Genomic DNA, 25808 nt, shown 5'->3' with positions numbered 1-25808 from the left:
AGCTATGCGTCTCTATGTTCCTCTTATCCTCTGTACATAACCTCACCATCAACAACAGTCATTGCCACGTTAATCTGGTGGATACAGTCGGCAGCTACTTGAAACGGATCTTCCCGCAAGATGGTAAAATCAGCCTGAAACCCTGTTTTAATTTGTCCAGTCACTTCTTCCTTTCCAATTACAAAAGCACTACCTTTTGTATACAAGGAAATGGCATCATATACACTTAGCTGCTCCGCTTGATTATAGATCTGGTTATCTATGCTTGATTTGCGTAAAACAAAGGATTCAATGCCGTATAAGGGATTGACTGTTTCAATTGGAGCATCTGAACCAGCCGCGCAGGGAATTCCTTCATTTAAAAATGTTTGCCAGGGATAAGCATTCTTAATCCGTTTTTCACCTAACCGTTCAATAACCCACGGGAAGTCCGAAGCAACAAAGGTTGGCTGAATATCTAGCACAACATTAAGTTCCTTGAGCACTTCAATTAATACAGGATTAACAATCATGGCATGAATAATTCGATCTCGTGCTCCCGATTTAAGCGGATACGCTTTTAACAACTCGACGACTAGCTCCATTGCCTGATCGCCAATAGCATGAATAGCTACTGGCAGGTCTAAGCTACGCGCTTGCTTAATTAATGCTGTTAAGCTTGCTTTATTATGAATGGCTAGACCACGATTACTTGGATCATCTGCATATGGCTCCCTTAACCAAGCGGTCCGACCACCCAATGCTCCATCTGAAAAAATCTTCATGGCACCATATTCAATAAATGGCGTGCCTGATTGATATGTTAATTGAGCACGCTGAAAATCATTAATAACATCATGATGAACAAGGAGATGGGCTCTAAACTTATGCGGCCCATCAGTTAAACTATTAAAGTATGCCTGTGATACACGATTGAAACTGTCCTGTCCATAATAGGCTAGATCTTCGGTATGACCACCTACTAATCCTAAACGTAACAAATCAGCAACTGATCGGTCAATAAGCTCCGTTAATTGCGTAACCGATCGATCAGGAATTGCACGTTTAATTAATTCTTGAGCATTATCTAGAAAATAGCCAGTCATCCGACCATCCTGATCACGATCAATCCGCCCACCGATAGGTTCAGCAGTATGACTACTAAGTTCAGCAAGCTGAATGGCTCTTGTATTAGCAATCAATGCATGTCTACATATTCGATTCAATAAGATTGGGTGTGACGTTGAAAGTTGATCAAGCTCTCGACGATCAATAATTCTAACCTCATCCCATTGATTGTCATTCCACCCTTCACCAAATAACCATTGTCCTGGTGCTAATGTAGCTAAACGCTCTCGCACAAGCTGTAAAACTTGTTCAGCACTCGTACATAATGATAAATCTAAATGCTCAAGCTTTTCACCGTGACCAATAATATGCAAATGACTATCGACAAATCCCGGAAACATTGTTTTGCCATCTAATTTAATTATTTCCGCAATTTCGGAACTGTATTTTTCCGTTAAATCCTGATAAGACCCAACTTCAATAATTTTTCCTGATTCGGTATAAACCGCTTCAACTGTAGCGTCTTCTTTTACCATTGTGTAAATTTTACCACCATACCATAGTTTACCCATGCTTTTCCAACTCCCACTTAATATGTATCTACCTTAGTTAACTTGTTACCATAAAAAATAACAAAAAAAGCACAAAAAGAAAAGAGTAGTGCTTTAGTTAGCACTACCCCTTTTATCAATGTGTTTGATTAAATTACTTGGGAAAACTAGAAGGATCGTAAACAGCGTTGACGATTTAATCTATGCTTCCTTTTTTAATCTGGTTATTAGTGTGATTGTCCACCTAATTGTTGTTCTGCCATTTGCACTAGTCGTTTAGTGATCTCACCACCAACAGAACCGTTTGCACGTGAAGTTGTATCTGGGCCAAGATTAACACCAAATTCTTGAGCGATTTCATATTTCATTTGGTCAAGTGCTTGACTTACGCCTGGCACTACTAATTGATTGCTACTGTTTGCCATGTCTGTTTTCACCTCCTCCTTAATACATTACTAGAATGTGCAGAATAGAGGTTATCATACAAAAAAAAAACTGGTAGTTGTTACAAATTGAGCCTTAGTTTACCGGACAAAATTTAAATTAAAATAGCGCTAAAAGCGGTGATCTTATGGCTTTATGCTTATTTAGTTAGAACAAATCTTCAAATTCATCTTGCTTTGATTGTACGCTTGAAACTTTTACCACCAAAGTATTATCTAGTAGTTCTTCTAATTCTCTCGTCAGATCTAGCTGTTGTTCGAGCTGCTCAACCTTCTCTTTTTTTGGTTTTGTCTTTGGCGCTTTAGGTACAAAAACAGTACAGCAATCCTCGAATGGACGAATTGAAATTTCATAAGTATTAATTTCTTGCGCTATTTTAATAATATTGTTTTTATCTAATGTGACTAAAGGTCTTAGCACTGGATAATTTGTTACAGCATTAATGGCGTGCATACTTTCCATCGTTTGGCTGGCAACTTGACCCAAGTTTTCACCAGTTGTAATGGACAAGATTTTATTACGCTCTGCAATTATTTCACTAATTTTAAGCATCATTCTTCGCATGACTGTCATCGAATAACCATTAGGAATTTCACGATGAATCTTTTGTTGCATAGCAGTGAACGGAACGATATGAACATTAACATCATGTCCGAATTGCGCTAGCCTAGCGGCTAGGTCTAACACTTTCTGTTTTGCCGCCTCACTCGTGTACGGTGGTGAATGAAAGTGAATGGCCTCAAGGCGAACACCACGTTGCATTGCTAAATAACCGGCAACTGGACTGTCGATGCCACCCGATAGGAGTAGTAAGCTTTTTCCTGAAGTACCCACTGGTAAGCCCCCAGCACCAGCAATGCGTTCCGAGGTAATGTAGGTGGCATCTTTACGAATATCAATGTGAATTTCGACATCAGGTTCGTGGACATTAACAGTAAATGCCTCAGTATTAACAAGCAAATGTGTCCCAACATGGTGATTGAATTGCTGAGAACCAATTGGAAAGTCTTTATTGGCTCTTCGAGTCGTCACTTTGAAGGTTTTAGCGCCTTTAACATTTGTCAATGTAAATAAAGCAGCTTCCTTAATCGCTTCTTCAGTATTATCGATTTTAATTGCTAAGCTAAGGCTTTGAATACCAAAGATTTGTTGACAGATTGGCATAATTGCATTCGGATCCTCGCCATTAAGCAAGATCGTCATCCGATCGCGCGCACTACTAACTTTAATATTAGTAAAATCTTTGAGCTTCATCTTTACATTTTCATGTAACTGGTAAATAAAAACCTTGCGATTCTTACCTTTAAGTGATAGTTCACCATAACGAATTAAAATGTGATCATATAGCATTATTGTTTACCCCATTACTTTTTTAAGTCTTTTAAAATTTTCTTAAGTACCCGTGCAAATAATTCAACTTCACCCTCATTATTATGATAAGAAAAACTTACGCGAATCGCCGATGTACTTTGAGCTCTTGGCAATTGAATCGCGCTTAAGACAGCACTTTCATCTGGTTTCTTTGATGAACAGGCTGATTTAGTCGAGACAAAAATATTTCGCTCAGTCAATGCATGCAGGATAACTTCTGGTTTAAATCCTGGTATTGAAAAATTAAGAATATGTGGCGCCTGATCCTCAATGGTATTGATAACCACTTCTGGAAAATGACTTAATTCAAGTCTTAGCTTATTATTTAACTGCTGAATGTGCTCAGCATGATGAAGGTGGTATTCTGTTACAACCCGCATTGCTTTAACAAGTGACACAATTCCTGGCAAATTCTCTGTCCCAGAGCGTCGCTCAAATTGCTGACCTCCACCATGAAATAACGGTGCCAGCCTCACCTGTTTTTTCACATAAAGCAAGCCCGTTCCCTTCAAGCCATGAATTTTATGTCCTGAAAGTGTATATAAGTCAATTCCATTGTCTTTTAGTTCAAGCTTTACCTTCCCAAAGCCTTGAACATCATCGACATGAAAGAATGTATATCTACGATCACTTAACAAAGCACCAATTTCTTTAATCGGCTGAATCGTGCCAAGTTCATTATTAACGTGCATGATACTAACTAAAATGGTATCTTCTCTTAAGGCTGCTTTTATATCATCGACTTTAACAACTCCTGTTTGATCAACAGGTAAATAGGTTATCTCAAATCCTTGAGTAGCAAGGAATTCACACGCTACTAACACAGACGGGTGTTCGATCTTAGAGGTAATAATATGTTTTCCTCTACTTTGATAAGCATAAGCAATTCCTTTAATTGCTAAATTATTCCCCTCGGTACCACCAGAGGTAAAAATAATTTCTTCAGGATTCACATTTAATAGTAAACCTGCTTGTTCATGAGCTTTTCTTAATATTCTGCTAGCCTCTAATCCTAATCTGTGCACGGATGATGCATTTCCATAATAGGATTCTGAAACAGTGTGAAAGCTTTCAAGAACCTCTTGTAGCGGTTTTGTTGTCGCACTATTATCAAAGTAGATCATTTCCATGCTCCTCTAAGTTAGTTTTTCACTGCCCTATTTTAACATATTTTTTTGCGAAAAGTTTATTTACCGAGACTTTTTCAGCAGTAAAGTTTTTTTACTCAAATAAAAAATCCCAAACCTTACGTTGGGATTTTTAATCTAAACCAAGAGCGGTTAATAGCTGCTCTATTGAAACTGAGCTTTGATTTCTATATTGGTCAAGTACAAGCTGAGCAGCCCTTATTTTCTCATTGGTAATTCGCTCATCATCACTCGCTACTTCATTTGTTTGCTTTTCAGATAAATGAATGGCTTTGTCAACAGAGTTGTCTACATCTTCTGAAGCCGACAAATCATGATTCTGAACAAGAAAAAAGAATAGTGTTCCCCAGACGATTAAAGCTAAGATTGTCACACTAGCTATTGTAAATAATTTTAATTTCACGAAAAATCCCCCCCTACTAGCTTGGAACTTTAATGCGCAACTCAAGCTTTGACAATGCTCCAGGTTCAACTTCTTCTAAAGTCTCGGCTGCTAATTCTAATGCTTGCTCATAATGATAGTCACGGAATAACTTCTCCGCCTCAAGTAGCTTTCCAGCCAGGACAGGGTATTGACTTCGATAACGATTGCCGTACTGAATAACACGTTCTACTAAATAAGCTTGTTCTATCATCTGTTCTGTTTGTGCTAATAGTGCTTCTACTGATGAAGTTGCTTGCTCTAATGCATGATTAACCTGCCCCATATCTAATGGCTGTTCATTTAATTTCTCATTAACCTTACCACTATTTACCGTAGCCTCATCGAGTTGGTTCCATACAAAAGAAGGGACACCTGGGAGATTACTTTTTTTCAACTGTCGATTTGTCTCTTGTAACTGCTGCTGTAAGACTTGAATCTGCTCTTTCGCTACCAATTCGTCTTTACGAATGGTTCTAACCTGATCCTTAAATTCATGGTGTGATTCCTGTAATTTCTCAATATCCTGGAAGCTGCTTTCTAATTGGTCCTTTAGACCAACGTAAGTTTGCTTACCTTCCTCTAAATTACTGATAATATCCTCTGAATGTCGTTCTAGTTGATGAATCCATTTTTTAAGATTATCGTAAAGCTCTAAATCGCTACCTTCAAGGTAGTAAGTTTTTTGAAGTTCTGTAACCTCAGCATCTGTTTTTTGAAACTCTTTAACTTCAGCTAAGAGTTGATCAGCTAAACGGTCAATGTGCTTCTCAACATAGGCCTTTGCCTTTGCCTCTCTTTCAAGCACGTTATATACCTCCTGAATCCGTTCTTCAACTATCTCAACAAATTCATAAATTGATTGATCATCTTCGCGCTCAAGCTTGGCAACATATCCAGTGACCTGTTCATTAAAATTGTCTAGCTCTCGTAAAAAATCCTGATCATTAATATGAAAACCAGCCGTTTTCATTTCGATAATTCCATTACGGAGCTCATTAATTTTATCAGGCAATTCTTTTTTTACCTTCTTATAAATAACTGGAAAAGCTTCCATTCGAATAGCTAAATCCTTAATCGCCTCTTTGACACGATCAACAATCTTACGCGCTTCATAATAATTGCCTTCATCACTTTCTTGATAAAACAAATCCAGTTCTTCTTGTTGAGCCTGAATTTCTTGTTCAAACCTTTTTACAGCCTTATCAAATAAATGACTACCTTCAAGTAGAAGATGGCGTAACTCCTTAATTTGCGGAATGACAGTATCTAGCTCTTTACGACTTTGTTTTTCTGAGTCAAGTAACTCCTCTAATTCGGCAAACATATCTTTAATCGTCTGCTCTGAGCTATTTAAGGTCGCTTCAACTTGCGCAAGGTTCTTTTTCGCAGAAGGCATTCGAAAGCGATCTGCTGCCTCCTCTGCATCAAAGAGAAATTCTTCAATGTCAGGAAGATCACGCGTCAAGATCCGATCCCAAGTTGATTTCCATGACTCAAACTTCTCCTGGGTTTCTCCAGAAAGGCGTAGCGTCTTAATCCTCTGAAGCTCAGCCGACACATTACGATTCATGATGTCCATCTTCCATGCCTCAAGCTTGTCCACGCGGTCATATATTCTTTTTCTTAGGATTAAACCAATTGTGATCATAACGATGACAACAATAATAAATCCAATAATATAAGCTGCCATGTAAATCCCCCTCAACCTTTTTAATCTATACTTAATCAATAAGTCATTTTTAAATAAAAAACCGTTTTACCCATATGTATTTATTTCATATATATAAAATGTAAAGATTATTCTTATCATACCATGAACCTATGCTTTTTTGCTAAATAAAATCAAATTAATTCGTTCTTTGACATTTTTTATACTTTATACCTAATCAAATGTTACTTTTAGAAACTTTTGTGCTCTTAAGTATCCTTCATTGCATCAACACTTAAACAACGATATAATTATCCAAATACTAAACGCATTATAGGGGGAATAAGTTGTGTTTGAACCAGAACAATATGATACAAATAGAGGCAAAAGTTACTCGCTTTTGTTTAAGCAGCTCAAAGCGTTAATTGAGGACGAATCAGACGTTATTGCTAATCTGTCCAATAGTGCTGCATTACTTAATCAGTTTCTAACTGACGTGAATTGGGTCGGATTCTATTTATTAAAAGATAATCAGCTTGTGCTTGGCCCATTTCAAGGACTCCCTGCTTGTGTCAGAATTGAGGTTGGCAAGGGTGTCTGTGGAACAGCTGTTAGTGAACAGCAAACAAAGCGCGTTGCCGATGTTCATGCCTTCCCTGGACATATTGCATGCGATGCAGCCAGTCAATCGGAAATTGTAATTCCGGTTTTCAAAGATGACCAAGTAATCGGCGTACTCGACATTGATAGTCCTATTAAGAATCGCTTTGATCAAATTGATGAGGAGAACTTACAAGCTTTTGTTAACGTTCTCGAAGGTTATCTATGATAAATTAATAAGAACACAACAAATCACGTGCTCCTTGGGCACGTGATTTATCATTTTATCAACATTTTTAGCTAAGTATACTATATTGTAATTGATTTTTCCCTGCACGCTTGGCTTGATACAAGGCTTGATCAGTCTTGTCGAATAACTTTATTAAACTTATGTCCATCGATTCTTTCCAATGTGTTACTCCAATGGAAGCCGTAACGGATGGTTCTGTAGTATGCTCAATGAGATGGCGTAACCTTTCGGCAAAATGCTCGCCTTGCTCATAGGTAGCTGTGGGTAGATAAATAGCAAGCTCCTCTCCCCCCCACCTTGCTGCAAAGCCTTTCCCATCAATCTCTCGGCGAATGACGTTTGAAACCTGAATTAATATGGTATCTCCAACGTCATGACCATAACTATCATTTACCTTTTTAAAGTCATCTAGGTCAATTAAAATAAAAACCCCCTCGTGATCCCGCCTTAAATGCTCACTGCATTTCTCATCTAAATACTTTCTCGAAAAAAGCTTGGTTAAATAGTCAGTAATAACCGCTTTCTCAAGCTGTTCTTTTAAAATAATATTACTAAAAGCTAAGGTAGCATGCTGAATGAGTGATTTCATTAATTTAAATTGATCAAATGAGAAGTAGTAAGGGTTCTTATGTAGCAAAATAACTAAGCCGATGATTTGATTTGATTGAACCATTGGTAACAGCACAACTGAACGAAAGGAAAAATCGGCTGTCTGACCAACATCTCCAATAAATATCGGCTCCGTCGTCTTACTCACTTCGTGGAGAGGCTCTGTTAGCTCACATGGAATACCCTGTTCTAAAAAAAAGCGAGTTGATTCTGTGTTCACTTCGAAGTTACCGATAGAATTAAACTGTAGAAATCCCAGCTCGTCTGCACTGAATGATTGGATAAATTGATTTTTCATAAATGATGCTACATCTGATAATCGCTTTAGCTTATTAAGCTCATGAACAAAGCTATTAATAAGCTGCAAATCTTGAATAAACTGATTTGATTGCTGATAGAGCTGAGCATTTTCTAAAGCATTTCCACCTGTATTAGCTAAAATCTGAATAAATTCAATATCTTCATTAGGTATCTGTTCAACATCATAGGCCGTCAGCTGTAATACCCCATAAATGCCTTGCTTGCCATTTAACGGCGCATATAAGGTAATCTTGCTCTCTCGCGACTTAACAACAACCTTTACTTCTCCAGTAAGAAAGGCTTGAACACTTGCTTTATCTGCATATTGCTCATTGTAAATTAACTCTCTAACAGGTAAATCCTGATCGCCTTGAAAATCTTTTGACAGAAATAAATAACATTTGAACTTTGGATAAATAGATGCAATTGTATTAATAATTTCACTTAGAACATCCTTTGGGTTCATCGACGAATGAAACTCTTGTGTCACGTTATAAATAAATTCATACTTATTTGCTTGTTCAATCGCATGATAAGTATTTGATAACTCGATTAAAATTTGATTAAGATTATCTGCTTGTTTTAATAGCAATTGTTTTTGCTTATCTGAAGGTTGATAATTAGTTGGTTGAAAAAAAACAAGGACACCGTGCATGAACCCTTGGTTAAACAGCCCAACACAGTGTACACTGCTCGTTCTTCCTTTTACTATAGAAGATGCGGGTTCAGTTATTATGCCCTGATATTGATTTAAACGATTAACAATCTGCTGATCCAAGGACTGAACAGGTAGTATCGATGTCTCACAGACAATCTTTGTGAGCTTATAGCGATCAGTCCAAGAGTCATATAAAAATAAAGCCACTGCCTCCACTTTACATAGCAATTTTAATTGGTTCAGAATAATATCTAATGATTCACTTTTATGATAATACCCACTTTGATCATGGACGAATGAATGACGATTATGATTGAAGATGTATGGCTTCATCAATATTTCCACCTATCATATTAGGATAATTATTAAACGTATTTCTTTTTTATTATAACTGAATTACTTCTAATTGCCTACCAAAACCATAGTAAATTATACTTATAAGACAAATTACATTATCATCACCACAACAATGACTTTTTACTCTTTTTTTCGACAATAATTACTAATTATCATTGTGTGCACTTACAAGGATGACGGAAGTGCAGTATTGTGCTTTTAAATGCTAATTCATTTCCAATTTGGCTTTTCAAGTGCAATTTTAATTCTAACAAGCATGATTATAGTTACCTATATACCACATACACTTTCTTAAACCGTAAATATAGCTAGAATTGTATTGACTTTAAGGCTTGGTAATTATATAATAGACTTTGTGTAAAAAAGGTAGCCTTTGTGAACCACCGATTGTTCATTCTGTTCCTTACAATGTGTAAGGTGTATCGTGTAACTCTCTGCTGCTGGAGCGATGGTACATGAAAACAAAATGGCAAGCGAACACGGAACACGATATCTTGTTTTATGCGAAAATCTTACTTATAAAGGAGAGAATGCACTATGGCTCGCTATACAGGTCCTGTATGGAAAAAGTCTCGTCGTCTCGGTATTTCATTAACTGGTTCAGGTAAGGAATTAGATAAGCGCCCTTACGCTCCTGGACAACATGGTCCAAACCAACGTAGAAAGCTTTCAGAATACGGTTTACAATTACAAGAGAAGCAAAAGCTTCGCTTCATGTATGGTGTAAACGAGCGCCAATTCAGCAACTTATTTGAAAAAGCTGCTAAATTAAAAGGGGTACACGGTGAAAACTTCATGGTTCTTCTTGAATCACGTCTTGATAACCTTGTTTACCGTTTAGGTCTTGCGCGTACTCGTCGTCAAGCACGTCAATTAGTTAACCATGGTCACGTTACTGTGGATGGAAGTCGCGTTGACATCCCTTCATACAGTGTAAAACCAGGTCAATCAATTGGTCTACGCGAAAAGTCACTGAAGCTTACCATCGTTGCAGACGCAATCGAAGCTAACGCTTTTGTACCTGAGTACTTAACTTTTGACGCTGACAAGCTTGAAGGAACTTACTCACGCTACCCAGAGCGTACTGAATTACCTGCTGAAATTAACGAAGCACTTATTGTTGAGTGGTACTCACGTTAAGGAAGTTGGGACGCAAATAATAACATTAAGGGTCTTGAAAGTATTGATTTATCAGTACTTCAAGGCTCTTTTCTATTTTCTCTAACATTAAAAAAACCGCATGAAAATGAACCATTTTGGGGAACATTGAGGAATGACTAGGAGTGCAATTTAGTCTGGGCATATGTATGTAATAGGAAAAATCCTGTCGCTTGCAGCAACTTTCCAAATTGAACTGTCTTCAATTAGCTAATTTAAATAGGTAAGTCTAGAATTGGCCATACCATAGTAGCAGATACGAACCTCAAAATTCTGGATTTTTTTTAATGCACACTAATAAAAAAGTAAACGAGCACAATAAATTGATTTATATTAATTAGGAATATGTATAAAGACCCGAATTAACGGGTCTTGATTTATTTAATTATCATTATACCTTTTAACTAGTTTTTCTTTATGATTTTCTACTATTTGAGTCATACTTATACCATACTTATCGGCCAGAATAAATAAATTATCTAATACGTCCCCTAACTCTTCTTTTAAATTTTCAAGTTTCTTTTGTCTTGATAACTCGTCCTCATCTGGTCGATCACGACCAATCTCTAATGCACGGACAGCTCTTGACACCTCTCCCACCTCTTCAGTTAAGAAATTTATGCGGATAAAAGTATCGAGTTCATACCAGCTTCGCTTTTTGTAAAAATCAGTAACCCAATGTTGATAACTTAAAATATTCAAATAAATCCCCCTCTCTTTATGTTAAAATCAGTATAGCATAAAGGAGGGATTTCAATGAACATCGTTGTTTATTGTGGCGCAAGTATTGGAAATAACACCATTTACAAAAGTGCCGCTGAAGAATTGGCTAAATGGATTGCAGACAATAACCATAGGCTAATCTATGGGGGTGGCAAAGTCGGACTAATGGGTATTCTGGCTAATAAAGTTATTGAATACGGTGGAGAAGTCACTGGAATTATTCCAACATTTTTAGTAGATAGAGAATTAAGTCACGATAATTTAACTAATTTAGTAATTGTGAATTCCATGTCAGAAAGAAAAAATAAAATGATTGAACTAGGTGATTGTTACATAGCTCTACCAGGGGGGCCAGGAACACTTGAAGAAATATCAGAAGTTATTTCATGGGCAAGAATAGGCCAGCATAGTAATCCATGTATTCTATTTAATAAGGGGGGATATTACGATAACCTTCAGAGATTCTTTGATGATATGATTAATAGTGCATTTTTATCAGAATTAGATAGAAAATATACGTTATTTTCTAATTCAACTCAAGAAATTGAAGATTTCATAAATAATTATGTATCCCCTCAACCAAGAAGTTATTAACATAGTTGAGCCTCTCACTAACCAGTGAAAGGCTCAACTATATTATCTAAATGTCCCAGCATAAAAACGCTGTTCCAACATCATAATTCTGCATTTACTTCTCTCCTTAATATTCTGCCAATATAGCCACTTGTAGCGGACTATGTTTTTGAACATGATCAATTTAAAAGACTCGCTGTTCCTTCGACTATCTGCTTAGGTTCCGTCATGATAAAGCTGCCTACTTCCTTATATAATGAAATCACTAAATCTAAAGGGAAATGTAGTACACAACGTTGCACCTTTTTTATTCTTCTAAATCAATTTTCAACTTTTGCAATACTGTTGCTACCGTTTCATGGATCCGTATTTTGCCTTGTTCATCTGTAAAGAAGTGTCAATGTTCAATTTTAATTATGTTTGTTCAGCTAAGGTGAATGTATAAGTACCCATCACTTTGAACCCTAGCCAGCTGAAATGCAGAATAAAGCCCATGCCTAATAGAGATCTTATTGCCATACTTAGGAAGCGTATTACCCTTATCACCTCTTGCCATACAGTTACCCCCTATTATAAGGCCCTCGCACATACTATCCTTGTTAATAAAAAAATTACTCACTAACTCTAAAACCCTTAGAAATACTAATAAATTATCACTTCCAAGGCTAATTCATTGGATTTTTTAAAAAACAACACAATTGTAAAGGAAATTAGCATAACCAACCTTCAAATTACTCCCCCATTTTCCAACAAGAATATCTATTATGTAGCTGTTACGGACACCTTATTCTATAGTTTTCTGAACAAACGAAGGACCTAACTTTTATTATGTTAGGTCCTTTGTTTTAAAACAACTTTTCTTATTCAATTTGTAGAGAATCCTGTTATCCTTATATTAAAGTAGAGTCTGTCGTTAGCGAGTCTTTAAGGCGATTTATATCACTGACTGGTGGTAAGCCGAACAAACGCGCATATTCTCTACTAAACTGAGATGGACTTTCATAACCAACTTGAAAACTAACAGTTGCAGCATCCGTTGATTCAGAAAAAAGTTTGCGGCGTGCTTCTTGCAACCTCATCCGCTTTTGATATTGCAATGGAGTCATTGCGGTTACTTTTTTAAATTGATTATGTAATGAAGATGTACTCATATTCACTTTCTTTGCTAACTCCCCCATTCGCATCTTTTTTGAATAGTCTCTATTAATGCATGCAATTACTTTTGCGACATTATGGGCATGACTTCCAGCTAGAGCAAATTGCTTAATAACATCTCCTTGTTTATCACGCAAAACTCTGTAAAGGATTTCATGAATGATTGAAGGCGAAAGAAAAGGGATATCTTTAGGTGTGTTTAGAAGACGGATAAGTCTTAGTACAGCATCAAGTAACTCATTATTTACCTTATTAATGACTATCCCCCGACTCGAATCCACCTTCGTAGCTCCAACTTCATTTAATTCATTGACGATAGCAAGTATTTGATCCATCGTAAAGTTTATTTGAATACATAAATAAGGGTTATCAGGCGTAGCAGTTATAATTTGTCCTGTTATAGGAAGGTGAACAGATGTAACCAAATATGTTGTTGGATCGTACTGGTAATCTTCTTCTGCAAGTGTAACGATTTTTGAACCTTGAACAATAAGCAATAACGATGGTTCATAAATAGCGTGTAATGGTTCTGAAGCATGCGATGCCCGAAATAACTGTAAAGAAGGGATATCTGTAGCATTAATTCCATCTTTACTAACAAATTCACCAAGTAATAAGCCTAATTCCTTTAAATAAATGTTAATTTTATCATTCATTGTTCCATTAATCATTTTATTCTCCCCTTACACTTAATTGCGGTTAAACTACACTTTAAGTACAACAACGTGGTTTTATTTCGTCACTGATTAATAATGGTAATTCAAGTATGCATCAATTACTAAATCAGCTCTTACCTAATAGAAACTAAATGTGACTTCAAATGCAAGACAATGCCCTTTAAAGGATTAGGCAATGATCCAATAATAATAGGCTACCTAGCTAAAGCGTCCTTTTTATATAATAACATTAGCTTACAAAGCATTTAATAATAGCCGAGGAGGAACAGAAACAGAATCTGAAAGAAACATAGCATGATTATCACCACTACGCAAGTACCATTAACCATTTTTACGTGATCAAGTAAGAGCAGCTCTGAAAAAAGGGTTGGTACTAGGTTCAAACAAATTCAATTCACGATTTACTAGTTTAACTGTACAGTGCATAACGATTAAAACAGATGCCAGATAAATTCATTTGCATCTGTTCTTTAAAAAAAGAGCTACATGGTTTGTTTTAGAATAATTAAGGGAGGCCGTTTATAATGAAAACAAATGAAAAAGAAAGAGTTGCCATTGTCACAGGGGGTTCACGTGGAATTGGGCGCGCAATTGCAGAACGCCTAGCCGCTGATGGACAATCTGTAGTAATTGCATATGCAAATAATGATGCTGAAGCTGATAAGACGGTAAGATTCATTGAAGAAAACGGAGGTAAGGCAAGCGCTATTAAGACAGATATTAGTGACGAAACGGCAGTTAGCACCCTTTTTAAAATGACAGAGAAAATCTATGGTGGTGTGGATGTCGTCGTTAATTCGGCTGGTATTATAAGACTTGATACAGTCGCCAATTTTGACCTAAATACGTTGGATCAAATAATTCGCACCAACATTCGGGGTACCTTTGTCGTTAATCAGCAAGCTGCCCGCCTCGTGAGATCAGGAGGTGCTATTATTAATCTTTCAACCTCAGTCAAGAAACTCGCACTCCCTACTTACGCTGCCTATTCTGCCAGTAAGGGAGCTGTCGATGCAATTAGCCTTGTACTCGCAAAAGAACTCCGTGGTCGAGATATTACCGTAAATGCGGTAGCTCCTGGGCCGACAGCAACCGAATTATTCTTTGAAGGCAAAGATGATGAGACAATTGAACGTATGGCTAAAATGAACCCGATTGAACGCTTAGGGAAACCTGAAGATATTGCTGAGGTCATCTCTTCTCTAGCGGGTCCAGCTAGATGGATTAATGGCCAAACTATCTATGTTAATGGTGGTATGATCTAGCATTGTACAGGTGTAATATCAAACCTGAAACTTCGAGTTACCTCTATCATTTATTGCACGAATCGATTTTTTATAAATAAACGTCGTGCAGTCTTATAAATCTCCTTATAGTTTATATCAATTACAAATTGCGCTATGTGAAAATATTAGCACGGTTTGTAATTGATTACTAATTATCGCTCCTTATCCCATTTTAAATGCAATTAGCACGTTTTTTCTGTCAATCACCTTCTGTTTTTTTAAAAAAATATCAGTGTCTTGCTAATAAAATAAATTTAACCGGATAAATAGAAATTTCACAAAAACAAGTAGAACTCACTTTCTTCACGGGTATCGAATATATAATAAGAAGTGACGAAGAGAAACGGTGAGTAAATAAAATTAATTTGTGCATCAGAGTTGGCTGAATCAACCTATGAAAAGTAATTAAATTTATAAGTAATTTTTACCAACAGAGGCTGATACCATTTACTGACCTCCCACTTTCCAAAAATAACGCTATCCGTTTAGGAAATGTTAGAACCGATAAATAGCAAATGATGAAATGGGCGATAATTAATGATGAAAAGGCTTTGTGGTTGAATTAAGTTGAGAAACATGATAAGAATAACTGTGTATAAATGTTTTTAGAAGCAGAAACGGAGCAATAAAAGTATGAATGACAATTTCTATCAGGAACGTCGCATTTTGAAATTATCTGTGTATGGGGCTTTACTCTTTTCTTTCGCAGGTATTATTGTCGGCTTATTAATTGATGCCCAAATTATTTTATTTGACGGTCTCTATTCATTAATAAGTCTTGGTCTGTCGATTCTATCTTTAATTTCAGCAAAGTTTATGAATAAACATGATATGCACAATTATCCATTTGGTAAAGACAAGATTGAGCCTTTAGTTGTTTTGATTAAGTACTTTGTTATTCTGATTCTCGTTATCGGCTCATTCATATCGGCTGTCGTCAACATTTTTACTGGTGGAACAGCGTTTGCAATTGAAGCAGCTTTGCTGTACACCGTCATATCCACAGTAATCTGTGTTGGTGTTACTGTGTATATTAACAAATGGGCAAACAAGATTCGCTCTGGACTTCTACAGGCAGAGCTTAATCAATGGCGAATGGATACCGTTATTAGCATTGGCATTTTAATCGGTTTCTTGTTGTCATTTTTGTTTAGTCTATTTGAGCGCAGTGAATTTCTAGTCCCCTATATGGACCCAATCATGGTTATTCTAGTATCAGGCTACTTTTTAAAGGTACCCATTACGGAAATGGGCACTGCCTTGCGAGAATTATTGGATATGCCACCAAAAGGGCGAATGCCTGACCAAATTAAGCACTTTGTTAAACAAATCGCAAAGGAACAGCACTTTACGGAATCCTTTATTCGTGTATCTAAAGTTGGGCAAACATTGTGGGTTGAGGTTGATTTTGTCATTGGCAAGCAAGAGGTACCTGTAGCTAAACAAGACGAAATCCGTGAGCAAATTACTGTGTTTCTAGATCAGTATCCCTTTGAGAAATGGCTTACTGTTGCTTTTACTAATGATCGTAAATGGGCTTTGTAGGTTAGTTAAGATTCAGGCGTCCATTCCGCAATGGAATGGACGCCTATTTTAGCTTAATTAAAATCTAGTAAAAAGTATTTCTTCTTTCCTCTACGAATAAGTGTATATTGATCATCAATTCGATCATTCGCTGAAAACTCATATTGGAGCTCCTGCGTGCGCTCGCCATTGATATAAATGGCACCATTCTGAATATCCTCTCGTGCTTGCCGTTTAGAAGGCGAGATACCTGCTTCGACAAGTAAGTCAACCAAAGCATGGGGTGCCTTTTCTAGCTTTACAGTCGGAACATCCTTAAAGCCCTGCTGAATTTCTTCACCATTAAGTGCCTTAATTTCTCCACTAAATAAAGCATTTGAAATGCGTTTCGCTTGAGCAAGTGCTTCTTCACTGTGAACAAGCTTAGTCATCTCCTCAGCTAGACGAATATGAGGCTTACGCTGCTCTGGTGCTTCTTGAAGTGATTGTTCCAGCTGATTAATCTCATTTAATGATAGGAAAGTAAAGTATTTTAAAAATTTAATGACATCACGGTCATCGGCATTAATCCAGAATTGATAGAATTCATAAGGTGTTGTTTTTTCTGGATCTAGCCACACTGCTCCCCCAGCTGTTTTACCAAATTTGGTGCCATCAGCTTTCGTAATCAACGGTACGGTTAAACCAAACACCTTGATTTCATCTCCCTCAGCACGAGAACGACGAATGAGTTCCATCCCAGCAGTGATATTCCCCCACTGATCACTACCACCAATTTGTAACGTACAGTTTTCTTGTTCAAATAAATTCATAAAGTCATAAGACTGCAAAATCATATAAGTGAACTCGGTAAAGCTAATGCCATTCTCCAGACGAGATTGGACAGAATCCTTTGCTAGCATATAATTGATACCAAAGTGCTTGCCAGTATCACGGAGGAAATCGATTAACGATAATGAGCCTAGCCAATCGGCATTATTTCGGGCAACTGCACCATTGTCTTCATTTTCGAAATCAAGAATTTTTGCTAATTGTTTGGTTAACTGCTCACTAAAATACATAACTGTTTTAGTATCGTTAAGCTGACGTTCATCAGAGCGACCACTTGGATCGCCAATCATCCCGGTCCCTCCCCCAATTAATGCAATTGGACGATGACCAGCCTGTTGGAAGCGCTTCAGCATCATTCCCGGTACCAGATGACCAATGTGTAAGCTATCAGCTGTAGGATCAAACCCACAATATAGCGTAACCGTGTTCTCTGCTAAATGTGCCTTTAGATTAGCTTCATCCGTCATTTGCTGGACTAGACCCCGAGCTTGTAAATCTTGAATAATATCCATGCTACCACTCCTTCTTTATGATAAAAAAATGCAATAAAAAAAAGACCTCCATCCCAAAAGGGACGAGCTCTCTCGCGGTACCACCCTCGTTGCAATATAACTATTGCCACTTCGTTTTGGTAACGATACAAGCGTACCGTCCTTCTCTAACAAGAAGGAAGCTCAGGAACGTAATTCACCTCAAAAGCATGCACTGACTTGCACCAACCGTCAGTTCTCTACAGCATTGGCTATTAAAGCTACTTCAAACCTTCATCACTAATCATTTTTACTATTGTGTTCCATTAATATCATAAATTTGTCACAATATCAAGGCTTTTAAGAAAAAACCATAAAAAAACATTCCCATCTTGCTATCTATGTTATAATATAGATTGGAAATTTAGGAGGTATGAATAATGGATTTTCAAGAACGCTTACGGAGCCTCTGGCGAGGAACGAAAGATTTCATTAATAAAGGAATTATTCAGAAGGTATCCCGAATTAGCTATGACATTGTTTGGAATATTTTATTGTTTTTTATTATTTTTGGTGTTGTCGTTGGATTCTTTGTGTCTGGACTTGGTGCGGGCTACTTTGCTGCGTTGGTTAAGGACGAGCCATTACGAGCTGAAGAAGAAATGGTTAGCGCTATTCATAACTATGCAGAAACTTCCGAGGTATACTTTGCTAACGATGTCTATTTAGGCGAAGTTAGCTCTGACCTACATCGTGAAGAAACAACATTAGATCACGTCTCAGAATATATAATTGAAGGCATCATCGCAACAGAGGATGAGTATTTTGAAACACACACTGGGATTGTCCCAAAAGCAACGATTCGGGCTGTTTTTCAAGAGCTGACTGGATCGGCGATGCAAACGGGTGGTAGTACATTAACCCAGCAGATTATTAAGAATCAAATTCTAACGAACGAAGTGTCCTATGATCGTAAGGCTAAAGAAATTATTTTAGCGCTGCGCTTAGAGCAGTTTATGGATAAGGATGAGATTTTAGAAGCTTACTTAAATATTGTACCATTTGGCCGTAACGCTAACGGACGCAATATTGCTGGGATTCAAACAGCAGCTCAAGGGATTTTTGGAATTAATGCTGATGAGGTCAATTTAGCACAAGCAGCGTTCTTAGCTGGTTTGCCACAAAGTCCAATAGCGTATAGTCCGTTTACCAATACCGGTACATTGAAGGATGAAGATGGTCTGCAACCAGGCTTAAATCGGATGCAGATTGTTTTAGCGAGATTGGTTCAGGCTGATTACATTACCGAAGAAGAGCGTCAAGAGGCGCTTGAGTTTGATCTTGTTGACAGCTTTAGTACGCGTACCACCTCGACCTATGAGGAGTATCCATACTTAACCGAAGAAATACGCAGACGTACTGAAGAAATATTTATGGAAAAGTTAGCGTTAGCGGATGGCTACACGCTTGAAGAAATTCAGGATAGTAGCGAGCTTCGCGAACAGTATACCATTGCGGCCTCTAGAGAAATAGCGCAGGGTGGCTATAAGATTCATACGACCATCAATAAAGGGATTTATGATGCTTTTCAAGATGTCGCTGCTAATTTTAATAATTATGGCCGTGACAAAACAGCACGCACAGAAAAAGGTGTTGTTATTCTAACAACTGATCCAGACACAGGAGAAGAAATTCCGCTTGTCTCCCCAGAACAAGTGGGCAGTGTTTTAATTGATAATAATACTGGGGCCATCATTGCTTTTGTTGGTGGACGCGATTTTGAACGTGATAACCAGAATTATGCCACAAGAGTAGAAAGACAGGTAGGTAGTACAGCAAAGCCACTAATGGTCTATGCCCCCGCAATGGATCTAGGCATTATTCAACCTGGTTCAATTATTGGAGATGTTAATTTAGATTATGGACATGGTGGTAAGGGACGCCCAAGCAATTTTACCAGAGGACGCTACTATGGTTTGGTCACAGTAAGAACCGCACTAGCGAACTCATATAATGTCTCAGCAGCAGCAGTATTTCAAGATATACTTAAACAAGGTGATCCTCTCCTTCAATATGGTGAGAAAATGGGACTGACAACTTGGGAAGGATTTAGCGTTCCATCGCATTCCATTGGATCTTTTGATGCTACTATTGAGCAGAATACTAGCGCTTATGCTACTTTTGGCAACGGTGGTCAACATCTTGATGAATACATGATTGATCGTATTGAAACAACAGATGGTGAGGTCATTTATGAGCATGAACGTAATGAAGTAGAAGTCTTTTCTGCTCAGACTAATTATTTAATGCTTGATATGATGCGGGATGTCCTTACACGAGGAACCGCTGGAACGGCTCGGAGTAATTTACGTAATCCTGGTGTTGACTGGGCGGGAAAAACAGGAACGACTAATGACGCACGCGATAACTGGTTTGTCGCGACAAACCCTAATGTTACACTCGGGACATGGATTGGTTATGACTATAGGATGCCTTTAGATGATGGCTACAGTGCACGAACGCAAAGGCTCTGGGCAGCTCTAGTAAATGCAGCAACAGAAATAGACCCTGAATTAATGGCGCCATCAGGCAGATTTGCACAACCCGGCAATATTGTTTCCCGTTCATTCAGCTTAGTATCTGGTCGAGCACCTTCTGAGCTTGCGCGTAAGCTTGGGCTTGTTGGCAGTGACATCTTTAACGCTGCTTATGCGCCATCTGGGGATGATAATAGTCTTATTGATGGTAGCTATGTGATGGTTAATGGTCAAGCTGTTCTTGTCGGCAGCAATACGCCGTCAGAATTCACCCTTGATGATGGCGTTATGCTGAACCCTGAATGGTTAGTAGAAATGGGTTATGATAAACTAGATGATCTAAGTCAGTTAATACCCATTAACAATTCAGCATGGGATAAGGTAGCCGTTCCCCAATCAACCGGTAATCGTGTTGACGACACAGGGTCTGCCCCCAATGCGCCAAGCTCACTCGCTAAATCAAGTAATCGCCTGTCATGGAATGAGCCATCTAGTCGAAATGTGATTGGCTATCGGGTTTACCGCGCAAGTAATCCTGATGCCAACTTTAGTCTCGTTGATTCAGTTATTGAAACTTCGCTTAATGTTGGGCGAGGCGATGCGGTTTATTATGTGGTGGCTGTTGATTACTTTGGACGGGAATCCGAGCCTAGTGATCTGTTAATTGATGGGGATTTTGATGATGATGAACCAGATGATGATAACTCAGATTCAGGAGATTCTGATGATTCCAATCGTAATAACAATAGTAATGATGGGGACAATAACAGCAGTAACAACAATGATAACAGTAACAGCGGCGAAAGTGATGATGAAGATGACGATGAAGAGCCTGATGAAGACGAAGGTGAATCGTCAGATGATTAATTTAAATAAAGCAATTGCTCATAAAGCCGAGCAATTGCTTTATTTTATTATTTGGTTCACGTAACCTTTATGACCAGTTTTAAAAAATCCATTAAATGAAAAGCGCTAATGAGTTTAGACTCACTAGCGCTTTTGCTGTTCATATTCCTTAGTCAAATGACCGTGATAGTTCGAGAATAACAATTTCCACACGACGATTCTTTTGCCAGTTCTCAGGAGAATTATTAGAGGCAACGGGTTGTGTATCTCCATAGCCGACTGCTACAAAACGATCCTCTTCAAAATCGTTATTCGTTAATATGTAACGAATAACACTACTAGCCCTTGCACCTGACAACTCCCAGTTTGACGGAAATTGCGGCGTTGAAATTGGACGGTTATCAGTATGTCCTTCAACACGTACTTTATTAGAGATGCTGGATAATAACACAGCAACCTTATCTAAGAAGGGCTCACCTTCTGACTTAATTATAGCTTCCCCACTGTCGAATAAAATTTGCTCCTGCAAAATAAGGACTACACCTTGATCGGACCGGTTAGCTGAGATTAAATTATTTAAGCCATTATCTGCTAAGTAGGCTTCTACTTCTCTAAGTAGCTCTTCTAAAGATTCACTATCAGACGCTAGCTCATCAACTGTTAAATCATGATCAGCTTCAGGTAAATCGACAATGATGCTCTCATCTGGTTCAACGGTAACATCACCACCAGTTGACTCATTACTAATAGATCCAGAAGAAAAAATATTAAAAGCCGCTTGATTTCTAAAGGATTCTGCTAATGCTTCAAAACGTTGACTATCGATTTGCGACATCGCAAACAAGAGAACGAAAAACGTTAGCATAAGCGACATTAAATCAGAAAAGGTCGTCATCCATTTTGGTGCTCCGCCACTATTCTTGTTCTTATTACGACGCCTCATTTACAACACCCTCGATAACGATATCATCTTGTTCATCCTTTTTACTCTTATCTTCACTAGGTAAAAATGCAACAAGCTTTTCTTTTAAAATTCGAGGATTTTGTCCTGATTGAACACCAATTACGCCCTCTATAATAATTTGTTTAAGAAAGACCTCTTCATCCGTTTTTCCTTCTAACTTACTTGCAATAGGTAGAAAAACAAGATTCGCTAATAATGCTCCATAGAAGGTTGTTAACATTGCGACAGCCATTTGCGGACCTAATGCAGCAGGATCGTCTAAATCCATTAACATTAACACTAAACCAATTAATGTCCCGATCATTCCCCAAGCAGGTGCATATTCGCCAGCTTTTTCAAAAATCAACCGTCCTTTTTGATGGCGTTCTTCCATAGCTGTAATTTCTGCATCCATTATATCGTGAATAACCTCTGGCTCAATACCATCAATTGCTAGTAAAATTCCCTTCTTAATAAAAGCATCATCAATTTCAGTTAATTCATTTTCTAATGATAGTAGGCCTTCACGTCGAGCTCTTTCTGATAAGCCTTCAAACAGGTCAATAAGCTCTTTTAAGTTGTACTCGCCTTGACTAAATGATTCTTTTAGAACACGACCAGTTAGCTTTAAATGATCCTTTTTAAAATTTACCAAAATCGCAGCGATTACTCCACCAAAAACAATAATAATACTTGGAATATTAATAAACGCCAAAAAGCCTGCAAAACTACTCGTATCGACAATTCCATAGCCTACTAAAAGAAACCCCAAAACAATGCCAATAGGTGTTAAAATATCTGTTTTTTTCATATGCCCTCTCCTTAAACCTAGCGTAAAACCCTTGGCTTGGCTTTAATCGTACCAAGGGATTAAAAACTTGATACTTTATATATCGGCACTTAAATTATTTTGTTGAGTTTCTTTCTATAATTTGGTGAGGTAAAATAACATTTGAATCTGAAACCTCTTCTTTGTTCATAAACTTCGTTAAAAGTCGCATCGCTACAGCACCAATATCATACATAGGTTGGACAATTGTAGAGAGCGTTGGTCTGACCATTGTTGCCAATCTAGTATTATCAAAGCCAAAGACTTCAATATCATCAGGTACACTTAAACCTTGATCTTGGATACCATGAATAACGCCTAAAGCCATTTCATCAGATGCCACAAAAATAGCTGTCGGTTTGGTCTCCAAAGCTAATAATTGCTCCGCTGCTTCAATGCCTGACCCGTAAGTGAAGTCGCCACGGATAATAAGCGTATCATTTAGTGTTTGTCCATTTTCCTGAAGCGCTCGCTTAAAGCCATTAAATTTAAGCTCATTTGCAGCTGTTTCTTCAACTCCAGTAACAAATGCAGGATGATGATGGCCATTAGCAATTAATAATTTAGTCGCTTCATATCCCGCTTGCTCATAGTCAATATTAACTGAAGGAATTGATTGAGTCGGATCAACTGTTGCAGCTAACGCAACCGGAACAGGCGATGTTTTAAACTGCTGAATATGCTCATCTGTTATTCGGCCACCCATGAAGACAATGCCGTCTACTTGCTTTTCAAGCATGGTATTAATTAGTTTAACCTCTTTATCAATATTTTGATCAGAGTTACTTAAAATAATATTATACTTGTACATATTTGCAATATCGTCAATTCCACGGGCAAGCTCAGAGAAGAAGATGCTAGAAATATCAGGGATAATCACCCCAACAGTTGTGGTTTTTTTACTTGCTAAACCTCTTGCTACAGCATTCGGACGGTAACCTAAGCGTTCAATCGTTTGTAGTACTTTTTTTCTTGTGGCTGGCTTTACATTAGGGTTACCATTCACCACCCTTGACACTGTTGCCATCGAAACATTTGCTTCTCTCGCTACGTCGTATATTGTTACATTCATAAAAATCATCCTCCAATTCAATTAAATAGTTCTGTTGTATAATATGTACAGTATAGCATAATTCTATATTTTCCATACTTTTTGGTTATTGAAAAGCGCAATCTCCCAATGTATTAACCCATATAAGCTTAGTAAAGATCCTTTTCATTTATCCCCAATCAACAATTCCTCAAACATGGCTAGTGAATATAGTATAACAAATTTTATTGGTCACGTCCTTTCTTTCAGTTTTTTTTGTGAAAATAATAACGAAAGACCCTCAAGTCACCATTTTATGGTTAACGAAGGGTCTTTCGCCTTTATTTTATTTGTAATTGCTCCATAAATTGATCAAATTGAGCAAAATCCATTTGCTGCTGTGCATCAGAAAGAGCAACAGCTGGGTCTGGGTGTACCTCAGCCATAATACCATCAGCACCAATGGCAATCGCTGCTTTTGCTGCTGGAATTAACAGATCTCTTCTTCCCGTTGAATGTGTGACATCGACCATAACAGGTAAATGCGTTTCTTGTTTTAAAATAGGAACAGCTGTAATGTCCAATGTGTTTCGTGTCGATGTTTCATACGTTCTAATACCACGTTCACAAAGAATAATTTGACCATTTCCCTTTGAATTAATGTATTCAGCTGCATTAATAAAATCTGAAACTGTTGCAGACATACCACGTTTTAAAATAATTGGTTTATTTAATTCTCCAGCTGCCTTCAGAATCTCAAAATTTTGCATGTTCCGTGCACCAATTTGAATAACATCCAGGTACTCAGCTGCTTTTTCCATATCAGCAGGACTAACAATTTCGCTTACAACAGCTAGACCGTATTCATCAGCTACCTTCTTGAGAATCTCGAGACCTTCAAAACCTAAACCTTGGAAGTCGTATGGGGAAGTACGCGGTTTAAATGCCCCACCACGAATTATTTTTAGCCCCTTATTTTTAATCTGTTCAGCTACTTGTGCAACTTGCTCATAGCTTTCAACTGCACAGGGTCCGCAAACAAAATGAGGTAGTCCATCGCCAAATAGATCGCCATTAATATTTATAATGGTATCTTCTTGTTTCCTTTTTCTTGAGACAAGTAATTCCTTGCTGTGATCCTTCTCTTGAAGTTCAAGACCAGCCTTAAAAATTTCTTTAAATAAATGAATAATGGTCGCATCTTGAAAAGGGCCGTTATTATTTTTCTTAATCCGCTCAAGCATATCCCGTTCTCTTACGGGATCATACTTTTTGTCAGCCCCATGATTTTCTTTTGCATAGGCTGTTTCTTTTACAAGCTCGCCCCGTTTATTAATTAGCTTAAGAATTTCTAAATTGATCTGATCAAGTTCTTCACGAAGCTGATCCAATTGCTGATTACTCATTGTTATCCCCCTGTTTTTTATTTCATTAGTTATAAATATCTTTTCTGTCCCTTAAAGATATTGGATAATTAGAGATTATTATAGCTAAAATTAATTACGTTGTCACTACAATGTTATAATTTTTTGGATTTTCTTTTTTATTTGCTTAAGCGTGCTAACCAAACGTTACTGCAACTGCAAATTTATTCTTAATCTTTACGGTGCCTAACCGGATGATAAGCTTATTCTACTCAAAAGTTACAGGAATTTCATAATAAATCACTTTATTATGTTCTTTTTCATAAAATTCCAGAAGGCACACTCTTAGTAATACTATTTATCTATTTATACATAAAAATCATATTTAAGACAAACTTCCTACTTATAGTACAAATTATAGGGATACGTTTACGAAAAAATCTGTTAAAATTAGC

The 25808-nt window shown here is 37.5% G+C and carries 21 protein-coding genes and 1 other annotated feature; of the genes, 6 read left to right on the top strand and 15 right to left on the bottom strand.

Annotation, left to right across the window (positions count from 1 at the left end):
- Positions 1-23: 23 nt before the first annotated feature.
- From BM000_RS15185 to BM000_RS15160, 6 genes are all read right to left on the bottom strand, one after another.
- On the bottom strand, positions 24-1619 hold the full coding sequence (locus BM000_RS15185; protein WP_091500020.1) for an amidohydrolase: 1596 nt from the start codon (positions 1617-1619) through the stop codon (positions 24-26).
- A gap of 206 nt (positions 1620-1825) precedes the next feature.
- Positions 1826-2023 (bottom strand): alpha/beta-type small acid-soluble spore protein, encoded by a 198-nt coding sequence (locus BM000_RS15180; protein WP_091500019.1) that lies wholly within the window; start codon positions 2021-2023, stop codon positions 1826-1828.
- A 166-nt stretch (positions 2024-2189) separates the two neighbouring features.
- Positions 2190-3392: a tRNA uracil 4-sulfurtransferase ThiI gene (gene thiI, locus BM000_RS15175; protein WP_091500017.1), complete on the bottom strand. Its 1203-nt coding sequence runs from the start codon at positions 3390-3392 to the stop codon at positions 2190-2192.
- A gap of 14 nt (positions 3393-3406) precedes the next feature.
- Complete coding sequence (locus tag BM000_RS15170) at positions 3407-4537, bottom strand: cysteine desulfurase family protein (RefSeq protein WP_091500016.1); 1131 nt, start codon at positions 4535-4537, stop codon at positions 3407-3409.
- A gap of 136 nt (positions 4538-4673) precedes the next feature.
- Complete coding sequence (locus BM000_RS15165) at positions 4674-4964, bottom strand: hypothetical protein (protein ID WP_091500014.1); 291 nt, start codon at positions 4962-4964, stop codon at positions 4674-4676.
- A gap of 16 nt (positions 4965-4980) precedes the next feature.
- Entirely contained in the window at positions 4981-6675 is a 1695-nt protein-coding gene (locus BM000_RS15160) for a septation ring formation regulator EzrA (RefSeq protein WP_091500013.1), read from the bottom strand.
- A gap of 307 nt (positions 6676-6982) precedes the next feature.
- Between BM000_RS15160 and BM000_RS15155 the strand changes: the two genes are divergently transcribed.
- Entirely contained in the window at positions 6983-7462 is a 480-nt protein-coding gene (locus BM000_RS15155) for a GAF domain-containing protein (protein WP_091500011.1), read from the top strand.
- Positions 7463-7529: 67 nt separating this feature from the next.
- Here BM000_RS15155 and BM000_RS15150 read toward each other — a convergent pair whose 3' ends face one another.
- The gene (locus BM000_RS15150; RefSeq protein ID WP_091500010.1) at positions 7530-9383 is read right to left on the bottom strand and encodes a sensor domain-containing diguanylate cyclase; all 1854 of its coding nucleotides are present in this window, start codon (positions 9381-9383) and stop codon (positions 7530-7532) included.
- A gap of 561 nt (positions 9384-9944) precedes the next feature.
- On the opposite strand from BM000_RS15150, the gene rpsD reads away from it, so the two are divergent.
- Positions 9945-10547: a 30S ribosomal protein S4 gene (gene rpsD, locus BM000_RS15145; protein ID WP_091500008.1), complete on the top strand. Its 603-nt coding sequence runs from the start codon at positions 9945-9947 to the stop codon at positions 10545-10547.
- Between the two features lie 399 nt (positions 10548-10946).
- Here the strand turns inward: rpsD and BM000_RS15140 are convergent, their stop codons facing one another.
- Positions 10947-11267, bottom strand: a complete 321-nt coding sequence (locus BM000_RS15140) for a MazG nucleotide pyrophosphohydrolase domain-containing protein (RefSeq protein WP_091500006.1) — start codon at positions 11265-11267, stop codon at positions 10947-10949.
- 54 nt (positions 11268-11321) lie between these two features.
- Between BM000_RS15140 and BM000_RS15135 the strand changes: the two genes are divergently transcribed.
- Complete coding sequence (locus BM000_RS15135) at positions 11322-11882, top strand: LOG family protein (RefSeq protein ID WP_091500005.1); 561 nt, start codon at positions 11322-11324, stop codon at positions 11880-11882.
- 403 nt (positions 11883-12285) lie between these two features.
- On the opposite strand, the gene BM000_RS17120 is transcribed toward BM000_RS15135, so the two are convergent.
- Both BM000_RS17120 and BM000_RS15130 read right to left on the bottom strand, forming a co-directional pair.
- Positions 12286-12417: a hypothetical protein gene (locus BM000_RS17120; protein ID WP_281246015.1), complete on the bottom strand. Its 132-nt coding sequence runs from the start codon at positions 12415-12417 to the stop codon at positions 12286-12288.
- A gap of 334 nt (positions 12418-12751) precedes the next feature.
- Entirely contained in the window at positions 12752-13687 is a 936-nt protein-coding gene (locus tag BM000_RS15130; RefSeq protein WP_091500004.1) for an AraC family transcriptional regulator, read from the bottom strand.
- A 530-nt stretch (positions 13688-14217) separates the two neighbouring features.
- Between BM000_RS15130 and BM000_RS15125 the strand changes: the two genes are divergently transcribed.
- Together BM000_RS15125 and BM000_RS15120 are read left to right on the top strand one after the other, a co-directional pair.
- Positions 14218-14958 carry an SDR family oxidoreductase gene (locus BM000_RS15125; RefSeq protein ID WP_091500002.1) on the top strand — a complete coding sequence of 247 codons (741 nt, stop codon included), beginning with the start codon at positions 14218-14220 and terminating at the stop codon, positions 14956-14958.
- 654 nt (positions 14959-15612) lie between these two features.
- On the top strand, positions 15613-16524 hold the full coding sequence (locus BM000_RS15120) for a cation diffusion facilitator family transporter (protein WP_091500000.1): 912 nt from the start codon (positions 15613-15615) through the stop codon (positions 16522-16524).
- Between the two features lie 53 nt (positions 16525-16577).
- On the opposite strand, the gene tyrS is transcribed toward BM000_RS15120, so the two are convergent.
- Positions 16578-17846, bottom strand: a complete 1269-nt coding sequence (gene tyrS / locus BM000_RS15115) for a tyrosine--tRNA ligase (RefSeq protein ID WP_091499999.1) — start codon at positions 17844-17846, stop codon at positions 16578-16580.
- 55 nt (positions 17847-17901) lie between these two features.
- Positions 17902-18111, bottom strand: a binding site (T-box leader).
- Positions 18112-18244: 133 nt separating this feature from the next.
- On the opposite strand from tyrS, the gene BM000_RS15110 reads away from it, so the two are divergent.
- Positions 18245-21208 (top strand): transglycosylase domain-containing protein, encoded by a 2964-nt coding sequence (locus tag BM000_RS15110; protein ID WP_091499997.1) that lies wholly within the window; start codon positions 18245-18247, stop codon positions 21206-21208.
- Positions 21209-21356: 148 nt separating this feature from the next.
- On the opposite strand, the gene motS is transcribed toward BM000_RS15110, so the two are convergent.
- The 4 genes from motS to BM000_RS15090 all read right to left on the bottom strand — a co-directional run bounded on the left by motS (position 21357) and on the right by BM000_RS15090 (position 25395).
- Entirely contained in the window at positions 21357-22130 is a 774-nt protein-coding gene (gene motS / locus BM000_RS15105; protein ID WP_091499996.1) for a flagellar motor protein MotS, read from the bottom strand.
- The gene (gene motP / locus BM000_RS15100; RefSeq protein ID WP_091499994.1) at positions 22117-22941 is read right to left on the bottom strand and encodes a flagellar motor protein MotP; all 825 of its coding nucleotides are present in this window, start codon (positions 22939-22941) and stop codon (positions 22117-22119) included. The genes motS and motP overlap by 14 nt, the downstream gene beginning before the upstream one ends.
- A gap of 94 nt (positions 22942-23035) precedes the next feature.
- Positions 23036-24031, bottom strand: coding sequence for a catabolite control protein A (ccpA, locus tag BM000_RS15095; protein ID WP_091499992.1), 996 nt, complete (start codon positions 24029-24031; stop codon positions 23036-23038).
- A gap of 299 nt (positions 24032-24330) precedes the next feature.
- Entirely contained in the window at positions 24331-25395 is a 1065-nt protein-coding gene (locus BM000_RS15090; RefSeq protein ID WP_091499991.1) for a bifunctional 3-deoxy-7-phosphoheptulonate synthase/chorismate mutase, read from the bottom strand.
- Between the last annotated feature and the right edge of the window lie 413 nt (positions 25396-25808).

This window comes from Amphibacillus marinus, assembly GCF_900110345.1.
In the GTDB taxonomy this organism is placed as follows: domain Bacteria; phylum Bacillota; class Bacilli; order Bacillales; family Amphibacillaceae; genus Amphibacillus_D; species Amphibacillus_D marinus.
The sequence above is the reverse complement of the archived record's forward strand: the minus strand, read 5'-3'. Positions and strand labels throughout refer to the sequence as shown.

Bases quoted from the DNA above. Each gene is read 5' to 3' on its own strand.
- BM000_RS15185 (WP_091500020.1), bottom strand. From the start codon at position 1,619: ATGGGTAAACTATGGTATGGTGGTAAAATTTACACAATGGTAAAAGAA.
- BM000_RS15180 (WP_091500019.1), bottom strand. From the start codon at position 2,023: ATGGCAAACAGTAGCAATCAATTAGTAGTGCCAGGCGTAAGTCAAGCA.
- thiI (WP_091500017.1), bottom strand. From the start codon at position 3,392: ATGCTATATGATCACATTTTAATTCGTTATGGTGAACTATCACTTAAA.
- BM000_RS15170 (WP_091500016.1), bottom strand. From the start codon at position 4,537: ATGATCTACTTTGATAATAGTGCGACAACAAAACCGCTACAAGAGGTT.
- BM000_RS15160 (WP_091500013.1), bottom strand. From the start codon at position 6,675: ATGGCAGCTTATATTATTGGATTTATTATTGTTGTCATCGTTATGATC.
- BM000_RS15150 (WP_091500010.1), bottom strand. From the start codon at position 9,383: ATGAAGCCATACATCTTCAATCATAATCGTCATTCATTCGTCCATGAT.
- rpsD (WP_091500008.1), top strand. From the start codon at position 9,945: ATGGCTCGCTATACAGGTCCTGTATGGAAAAAGTCTCGTCGTCTCGGT.
- BM000_RS15135 (WP_091500005.1), top strand. From the start codon at position 11,322: ATGAACATCGTTGTTTATTGTGGCGCAAGTATTGGAAATAACACCATT.
- BM000_RS17120 (WP_281246015.1), bottom strand. From the start codon at position 12,417: ATGGCAAGAGGTGATAAGGGTAATACGCTTCCTAAGTATGGCAATAAG.
- BM000_RS15130 (WP_091500004.1), bottom strand. From the start codon at position 13,687: ATGATTAATGGAACAATGAATGATAAAATTAACATTTATTTAAAGGAA.
- BM000_RS15125 (WP_091500002.1), top strand. From the start codon at position 14,218: ATGAAAACAAATGAAAAAGAAAGAGTTGCCATTGTCACAGGGGGTTCA.
- BM000_RS15120 (WP_091500000.1), top strand. From the start codon at position 15,613: ATGAATGACAATTTCTATCAGGAACGTCGCATTTTGAAATTATCTGTG.
- tyrS (WP_091499999.1), bottom strand. From the start codon at position 17,846: ATGGATATTATTCAAGATTTACAAGCTCGGGGTCTAGTCCAGCAAATG.
- BM000_RS15110 (WP_091499997.1), top strand. From the start codon at position 18,245: ATGGATTTTCAAGAACGCTTACGGAGCCTCTGGCGAGGAACGAAAGAT.
- motS (WP_091499996.1), bottom strand. From the start codon at position 22,130: ATGAGGCGTCGTAATAAGAACAAGAATAGTGGCGGAGCACCAAAATGG.
- motP (WP_091499994.1), bottom strand. From the start codon at position 22,941: ATGAAAAAAACAGATATTTTAACACCTATTGGCATTGTTTTGGGGTTT.
- ccpA (WP_091499992.1), bottom strand. From the start codon at position 24,031: ATGAATGTAACAATATACGACGTAGCGAGAGAAGCAAATGTTTCGATG.
- BM000_RS15090 (WP_091499991.1), bottom strand. From the start codon at position 25,395: ATGAGTAATCAGCAATTGGATCAGCTTCGTGAAGAACTTGATCAGATC.